A 7,518-nucleotide genomic window follows, 5' to 3' on the forward strand; every position below is an offset into this window, starting at 1 on the left:
TCGACGGTGGCTGCCTTCGTCTTCTCACCACCCGACACTCGACCAGCCAAGGTCAACATCCCCGGCTGGAGTACTAGCCACGGCCGTACAGAAGAACTGTATCCACTCCTGGATATCACCTCGTTCGCGTACTCCTTGGAGGCGATCGGAGTTGGGTACTTATGGTACATTCCGGCCCCGTTCTCGATCCTGGCTGACAAGTCGGAGCCTCACGGTGACTTGCAGCGTTCGCTGACGCTGCCCGTCGCAGGAAGATGACTTCCGAACCGGCCTCAGGCCCTTCGCAACTGCGAAGGGCCTCCGTGTGTCCAGGCCTGCTGGATACCAGTACTTCCGGTGGCGGACCAGTGGCCGGTGGCGGACCAGTGGATTGATCTGGAGCCACAGCGCATCGCCGAGCGGATCAGGACCGGGCGGCGCACAATTTTCGTCGTGATCACGACGGTGTCGGCGGTGGTGCTGCTGGTCGCGGTGCTCGCCTTCGCCGTGGCCCGGCCGCTGGGGCTCAGCGAAGCGGTGGTGGCGGTGCCCGCCGCGGCGCTGGCCGTGGTGCTGGGGTTGGTCCCGTGGCCCGAGGCGCTCACCGAGCTGCGCGACCTCGCCCCGACCGTGGCCTTCCTCGCCGCCGCGCTGCTGCTGTCGCACCTCTGCGACCAAGCCGGCGTTTTCCGGTACGCGGGAGCGGTCGCCGGGCGTCTCAGCCGCGGCGCCCCGCGGCGGTTGCTGGTTCTCGTCTTCGCGATCGCCGCCCTGGTCACGGCGGTGCTGAGCCTGGATGCCACAGTCGTGCTCTTCACCCCGGTGGTCCTCGCGACGGCCGCCGCGCTGTCGCTGACGCCCCGCCCGTACGTCTATGCGTGTGGCCACCTGGCCAACTCGGCGTCCCTGCTGTTGCCGGTGTCGAACCTGACCAACCTGCTCGCGGTCGCCGCGAGCGGGATCGGCTTCCTTCGCTTCCTCGCGCTGATGGCGCTGCCCTGGGCCGGTGTCGTCGTGGTCGAGTTCGTGATCCTGCGGCGCTACTTCGCCGGTGACCTTGCCGGGAGTTCGCCCGCCAGGCCGCCCGCGCCCTCGCTGGCCCGGCCGCCGCGGTTTGCGCTTGCGACACTCGGCCTGACGCTTGTCGGCTTCGTGGTGACCGGGGCGTTCGGGCTGCATCCGGTGTGGGCCGCGGCTGCCGGTGCGGCGGTGCTCCTGCTGGCACAGCGCGGTGGCGGCCGTACTACGTGGGCGGCGCTGAGCCTGCCCTTCTGCCTGTTCGTCCTGAGCCTGGGCGTGGTGGTGCTCGCGGTGGGGCGCAGCGAGGCCGGCGTCCTCGTCGCCCGCCTCGTGCCCCGGCACGAGGGACTCGTCGCGCTTCTCCTGCTGGCCGGTCTGGCCGCGGTGCTCGCCAATCTGGTCAACAACGTGCCCGCCACGCTGATGCTGCTTCCGCTCGTGAGCCACCGGGTGGGGCCGATCATGGCGGTCCTGCTGGGGGTCAACATCGGACCCAATGTGACGTACGCCGGATCGCTCGCCACCCTGCTCTGGCGGCGGGTCCTGCGCGGTGCGGGACAGTCTCCGCGGGTCGGAGAGTTCACCCGGATCGGTGTCTTAACCGTGCCAGCATGCCTGACGGTCGGGGTTGCCGGGCTCTGGCTCAGCCTCCGCCTCTAGTCACGCAACGTAGCGACGCTCCGCCGCCACCGATGCCCGCCCCGCATGATCAAAAGTGCTGGCCAAGGCCCGGAACGTAACGGGCACGTTTCGACGCAAGATCAGCTCGGCCGCTACCAGCGGATATCACACAGGGTAACGAAGCGTGCGCCGCCCAAAGATGTGCCGGTTGGTGCAAGCTTCTGGGCCAAAAACCACCGGATCGGACAATGTGTCCCGACCGGCCGTCGAGCAACTTTCACGAAAAGGGTTCAAGCAAATTGGTCGATCCCTGGCCTAGGGTAAACCTGTGAGAGTTGAGCATCACTGGTGGAATGGCGACGTCCGGCTCGCGCGCCGGGACGTCTACGTCCGCACCGATGGAAACCTCTGGGAAGTCGAAGCTCAGATGGGCGGTCCCGGTGGCAAGTCCAAGGTGCAGCAGTGCCCGGGCAAGGCTTCGGCCCTGATCCTGGCAGATGCGTGGCGTGGGCCACGCTGGCAGTGGCGCAAGGTGTAAGCGCCCCCCGCAACCGGCTGTGCCGCATGCTGGAATTCTCACGGCCAGCCGAAACATCACGACAATCAGGCCGGATCTCCATGTCGGAGGTCTGGCCTGATTTTGTGTTACCTCGCGACTGCTCAGTGTGATGAAATCCGTCGCTCTCGCCTCGGCGTCGCACCGTTCTGCGATTTTCCGGCCGGCTCGCGTACGCCGGTGGGACCCACCTTCGTGCAGACGGACTGCATGTCCGACGGCTGCCGATCATGGTGGCCTAGTCTGAGTTTCCACTGAAATGGGACGAAAGTGAGCCGATGCAGGCAACCGTCACCGATCTTCGCTCCGATGTCGCCATCCTGCAGCTCAGGGGCGAGTTGGACAGCGACACCGCGGGGAGGCTGCGCTCGTTGCTCGCCGACCTGCTGGAGAGGCCGGTGCCTCGCATCGTGGTGGACCTCACCGACCTGAGGTTCTGCGACTCGGTCGGTCTCAGCGCCTTCGTCACCAGTAAACAGGTGATCACGGCGCGCGGCGGATGGCTCAGCTTCGCCGGGGCGAACCCGTTCCTCGTGCAGTTGCTGGAGACGGTCGGGCTGACCCGATATTTCGCGGTCTTCCCCGAGGTGGAAGACGCCATCGCGGCGTCCCGGCTCTGACCCGGGCGACACCTCCCGCACTGTCTGCCGTCGTAACACGGCTGAGCCGAACATCGAAGCGCCGCACCGTCCGTACGCGCGAAGAGCCGGTCCCGACTGCGGGACCGGCTCCTGTTTACGCAGCTCAGTGCGCGGAGGATACGAGATTCGAACTCGTGAGGGTGTGAACCCAACACGCTTTCCAAGCGTGCGCCCTAGGCCTCTAGGCGAATCCTCCGTGAGCCAGGATACAGACACGGCCGGGCGGCGTTTCGCGGGAGCCCTCCGCGGGCGCCGGGTGGTGCCGGGTACCCTGTTGTGCAGCCCCTCGTGCGGCGTGCAACTCGTGAACCTCCCCAGGGCCGGAAGGCAGCAAGGATAAGCGGGCTCTGGCGGGTGCACGAGGGGTCCTTCACGTTTGTTCTCGTCGTACCCCTGACGGACAATGGCGCGGTTGTCGAGAGGGGTCGCAGTGGCGCTCGCGCTCTACCGCAAGTACCGTCCGCGGACGTTCGCCGAGATCATCGGTCAGGAGCATGTCACCGAGCCGTTGTCGCAGGCGTTGCGCAGCGGTCGGCTGCATCATGCTTACCTGTTCTCCGGCCCGCGCGGCTGCGGCAAGACGTCCAGTGCGCGCATCCTCGCCCGCTCGCTGAACTGTGAGCAGGGTCCGACGCCGGAGCCCTGCGGGGTGTGTCAGTCGTGTCGTTCGCTGGCGAACGACGGTTCCGGCTCGATCGATGTGATCGAGATCGACGCGGCCAGCCATGGTGGCGTCGACGACGCGCGTGATCTGCGAGAGAAGGCGTTCTTCGCGCCGGCCAGCAGCCGCTACAAGATCTATGTCATCGACGAGGCGCACATGGTCTCGTCGGCGGGGTTCAACGCGCTTCTCAAGCTGGTGGAGGAGCCCCCGGACTACGTCAAGTTCATCTTCGCGACCACCGAGCCGGAAAAGGTTCTGGGCACGATCCGGTCGCGCACCCATCACTACCCATTCCGCCTGATCCCGCCGGCGGTGCTCCGCCCGTACCTGCAACAGCTCACCGAGGCCGAGGGCATCGCGGTCGAGCCGGCGGTCTTCCCGCTGGTGGTCCGTGCCGGTGGCGGCAGCGCCCGGGACTCGCTCTCGGTGCTGGACCAACTGATTGCCGGGGCGGGTCCGGAGGGGGTCTCGTACGCCCGGGCGGTGGCCCTGCTGGGCGTCACCGACGCGGCGCTGATCGACGAGATGTGTGATGCCCTGGCCGCGGCGGACGGCGCGGCGGCGTACGCGACCATCGACCGCGTGGCCGAGGCCGGTCACGATCCCCGGCGCTTCGCCTCCGACCTGCTGGAACGCCTCCGTGACCTGATCGTCCTGCAGCAGGTGCCGGACGCGGTGACCAAAGGCCTCATCGACGGCCCGCCTGACCAACTTGACGCGATGAGCGCGCAGGCCACCCGGCTCGGACCGGCCACATTGACGCGTTGTGCGGAGATCGTGCACAACGGCCTGGTCGAGATGCGGGGTGCCACGGCGCCGCGTCTGCTGCTGGAGCTGATCACCGCGCGGATGTTGTTGCCGGGCGCGGAGGACTCGACCGGGGCGCTGCTGCAACGTCTGGAGCGGATGGAACGCCGTCTGTCGCTGAGCGGCGGAGATGCCACGGCAGACACGGACGTCCGCGTGGAAACGCCCGCGGCTCCGCCCGCCGCCGTGCCGGATGGTGCCGCCGCGGGGTTGGCGTCCCCGGCGCGCGGTGACGGCCTGTCCGCGGCGCGCGCCGCCGCGGCGGCTGCGGCTCGACGCTCGGGAGGAGGCACGCCCGGCGGGACGGCCCCGATGGCCGCCGCGGAAACGGCCTCGACGGGCACCACGGCCTCGACGGGCACGGCCTCGACGGGCCCGGTAGCCCCGACTCCGGCCTCGACCCCGGCTCCGACCCCGGCCTCGAAGCCGGAGCCGGAGCCAGACCAGGGGGTGGCCCCGGAGCCGGATCCGGAGTTGGCCCCGGATCCGGAGTTGGCCCCGGATCCGGAGTTGGACCGGGACGCGGCGCCGGAGCCAGACGCGCGGCCACAGCCGGGGGAAGCAGCGGAGGCGGCGCCGGTGGCACCTGCGCAGCCCGCCGGGGTTTTGCCGGATGCGCCGGACGATGCGCCGGGGGAGGACCCGGCCACTGGCGCCGAGTCGCCGGATGGCGGCCCAGGGCAGCTCACGGCGGCGGCCGTCCGCGAGGTGTGGCCGGAAATCATGACGGCGGTGGGCCGGCAGAGCAAGAAGATGGCGGCGCTCGCCTCCGGCGCGACCGTGCGGGAGTTGGAGGGACAGACCGTCGTCCTCACGTTCCGCTTCCCGGCGCACGCCCGGATGGTGGCGGCCGATGCCGGGCTGCTGTCCAGCGCACTGTACGAAGCACTGGGTGGCCGCTGGGAGATCCGCTGCGATGTCGCGGGGGAGAACGCGGATGCCGGCCCCGCGCGAACGGCACCGAGGCAGGGAACGTCCCCGGGGGGCGGAGCGGACCCTACTAGGCCGGCCTCTCCCCGGCCGGCGACCGAGGCGGTGACCGGACGACCCGACACCAGTCGTGCGGCCGAGGCGGTGACCGGACGGCCCGACACCGGCACGACGTCCGTGGTGACCGAGACGGCGGCGGACGACGATGATGACGACGGCTGGCCGGAACCGGTCAAGCCCGGCGGGGCGGCACCCGCACCCTCCGATTCGGACGGAGGCGGCGCTCTCCCGGCCGCCGGTGAGCCGGTGGCCCGAGAGCGAGACGACGCAGCCGCCGCGCCGATCAAGCCCGCCGCGCTGATCAAGCCCGCCGCGCTGATCAAGCCCGCTCCGCCGGCCCAACCCGCTCCGCCGGCCCAACCCATCCCATCGGCCAACAAGGTCCCATCGGCCAACGACGTCCCGCCGGTCACGCAGGATGGTCCGGCCGTATCCGCCGATGCGGGCGGGCCCGCTGGTCCGGCCGGGCACGGGGGGACTGCCTCGCCACCGCGTCCGGCGCCGAGTCGTGGTCTCGCCGCCGCGCGCGCAGCGGCTGCCGGTGCGGCGGCGCGCAACGCCGCGGCGCGCAACGGTGGCGGCCGTGCCGGCGGGTCCGATCCGTCGGCCGCCCCGACCGATCGCGCGGGCGTCGGCACGGCGTCCCGGTCGTCCTGGTCGGACGGTACGCCGACGGAGGAGGCACCCTACGATCCCGAGTACGACGGACCACCCGGCGCCGGGAGGGCCGGAACGTCGGCGGCCGGAGTGTCGGCGGGCGGAGTGGCGGCGGGCGGGGCGTCGGCGGGCGGGACGTCGGCAGGTTTCGAGGGATTCGATCCGGGGGACGAACCGCTCGACGACGTGATCGACGAGAAGACCGCCCGACAGACCGGCGAACAGCAGGCGATGCGGTTGCTGCAGGAAGCGTTCGGCGCGGAGAAGATCAGCGAGATCTGACCCGGGGTGGCGTGCACAGGGCATCTTCCGCCGGGCGATTACGCTGGGCGGCGACACGTTCCGTCAGGTTACTTCCCCCGAAAAGTCAGAGGAGCTTGAACATGCGCCCCGGTGGACAGCCGAACATGCAGCAGATCATGAAGCAGGCGCAGAAGATGCAGCAGCAGGTTGCCCAGGCGCAGGCCGAACTGGCCGAGGCGGAACTGACCGGCACCGCCGGTGGCGGCCTGGTCACGGTGGTGCTCACGGGTCTGGGCGAGTTCAAGTCGGTGAAGATCGACCCGAAGGCAGTGGACGCCGACGACGTGGAGACCTTGGAGGACCTGGTGCTCGCCGCGATCCACAACGCCGCCGAGGCGCAGCGCGAGCTCACCGAGGAGAAGATGGGGCCGGCCACGGGCGGGCTCGGCGGTATGACGTTGCCGGGCTTCTGATCCCGTGTACGAAGGTGCCATCCAGGATCTGATCGACGAGCTGGGCCGGCTGCCGGGCGTCGGCCCGAAATCGGCCCAGCGCATCGCCTTTCACATCCTGTCGGCGGACCCGGCCGACGTGAACCGGCTCGCTACCGCGCTGCGCAGGGTCAAGGAGCTGGTCCGCTTCTGCACGACCTGCTTCAACGTGGCCGAGTCGGAACAGTGCCGGATCTGCCGAGACCCACGGCGTACGAACGAAGTCGTCTGCGTCGTGGAGGAACCCAAGGATGTGGCGGTGATCGAGCGCACCGGCGAGTTCCGCGGGCGCTACCACGTCTTGGGCGGCGCGATCAATCCGTTGGAAGGCATCGGCCCGGACAATTTGCGCATCCGCGAGCTGATGGCCCGGCTGGGCACCGGAGAGGTCCGGGAGCTGATCCTGGCGACCGATCCGAACACCGAGGGTGAGGCGACGGCGACCTATCTGGCGTTGATGGTCAAGCCGATGGGCATCGCGGTGACCCGGCTGGCGAGCGGGCTTCCGGTGGGCGGCGACTTGGAGTACGCCGATGAGATCACGCTGGGCCGGGCGTTCGAAGGCCGTCGCGCGGTCTGACGCCGGCAGACAGCCGTCGGTCGACACTCACGTCGCCGCAGGGCCAGCTATCCATCGTCGATCATGGAGTTGGTGTGCCCGATCGCGGCGTTTAAGTCGGACATGCCGGACCGGAAAGCGCAAGATCGACGGGCATGACGCGTCGACGGGCCGCGATCTTGGACTTTGTGTTGACGATACGGGGCGAATTGGCCGAATATGTCGACCTCGAAACCTCAAGATCGGCGCGGCGGGGGGAGGGACGGCGCGGGGGCGGGACGCGGGGGCGC

At 69.6% G+C, this 7,518-nt stretch carries 7 protein-coding genes, 1 tRNA gene and 1 other RNA gene; 8 read left to right on the plus strand and 1 reads right to left on the minus strand.

Annotated features, from left to right (window positions below; genetic code table 11):
• From IEY73_RS33985 to IEY73_RS32250, 4 genes are all read left to right on the plus strand, one after another.
• Nucleotides 1-258: hypothetical protein (locus IEY73_RS33985; RefSeq protein ID WP_229716374.1), on the plus strand; the 258-nt coding region annotated here is incomplete at its 5' end.
• A 177-nt stretch (nt 259-435) separates the two neighbouring features.
• Nucleotides 436-1,659 (plus strand): SLC13 family permease, encoded by a 1,224-nt coding sequence (locus IEY73_RS32240; RefSeq protein WP_189083145.1) that lies wholly within the window; start codon nt 436-438, stop codon nt 1,657-1,659.
• A 289-nt stretch (nt 1,660-1,948) separates the two neighbouring features.
• The gene (locus IEY73_RS32245) at nt 1,949-2,158 is read left to right on the plus strand and encodes a hypothetical protein (RefSeq protein ID WP_189083141.1); all 210 of its coding nucleotides are present in this window, start codon (nt 1,949-1,951) and stop codon (nt 2,156-2,158) included.
• Between the two features lie 296 nt (nt 2,159-2,454).
• Nucleotides 2,455-2,796: an STAS domain-containing protein gene (locus IEY73_RS32250; protein WP_189083142.1), complete on the plus strand. Its 342-nt coding sequence runs from the start codon at nt 2,455-2,457 to the stop codon at nt 2,794-2,796.
• Between the two features lie 132 nt (nt 2,797-2,928).
• Here IEY73_RS32250 and IEY73_RS32255 read toward each other — a convergent pair.
• Nucleotides 2,929-3,013, minus strand: a tRNA-Ser gene (locus tag IEY73_RS32255).
• 81 nt (nt 3,014-3,094) lie between these two features.
• On the opposite strand from IEY73_RS32255, the gene ffs reads away from it, so the two are divergent.
• From ffs to recR, 4 genes are all read left to right on the plus strand, one after another.
• Nucleotides 3,095-3,191, plus strand: an RNA gene (gene ffs / locus IEY73_RS32260) — signal recognition particle sRNA small type.
• 56 nt (nt 3,192-3,247) lie between these two features.
• Nucleotides 3,248-6,217, plus strand: a complete 2,970-nt coding sequence (locus tag IEY73_RS32265) for a DNA polymerase III subunit gamma and tau (protein WP_189083146.1) — start codon at nt 3,248-3,250, stop codon at nt 6,215-6,217.
• Nucleotides 6,218-6,318: 101 nt separating this feature from the next.
• A complete protein-coding gene (locus IEY73_RS32270) occupies nt 6,319-6,651 on the plus strand; it encodes a YbaB/EbfC family nucleoid-associated protein (RefSeq protein WP_189083143.1) in 333 nt (110 codons plus the stop codon).
• 4 nt (nt 6,652-6,655) lie between these two features.
• Nucleotides 6,656-7,249: a recombination mediator RecR gene (gene recR / locus IEY73_RS32275; protein ID WP_189083144.1), complete on the plus strand. Its 594-nt coding sequence runs from the start codon at nt 6,656-6,658 to the stop codon at nt 7,247-7,249.
• Nucleotides 7,250-7,518 lie beyond the last annotated feature (269 nt).

This window comes from Mangrovihabitans endophyticus (assembly GCF_014646155.1).
GTDB classification, from domain to species: Bacteria; Actinomycetota; Actinomycetes; order Mycobacteriales; family Micromonosporaceae; genus Actinoplanes; species Actinoplanes endophyticus.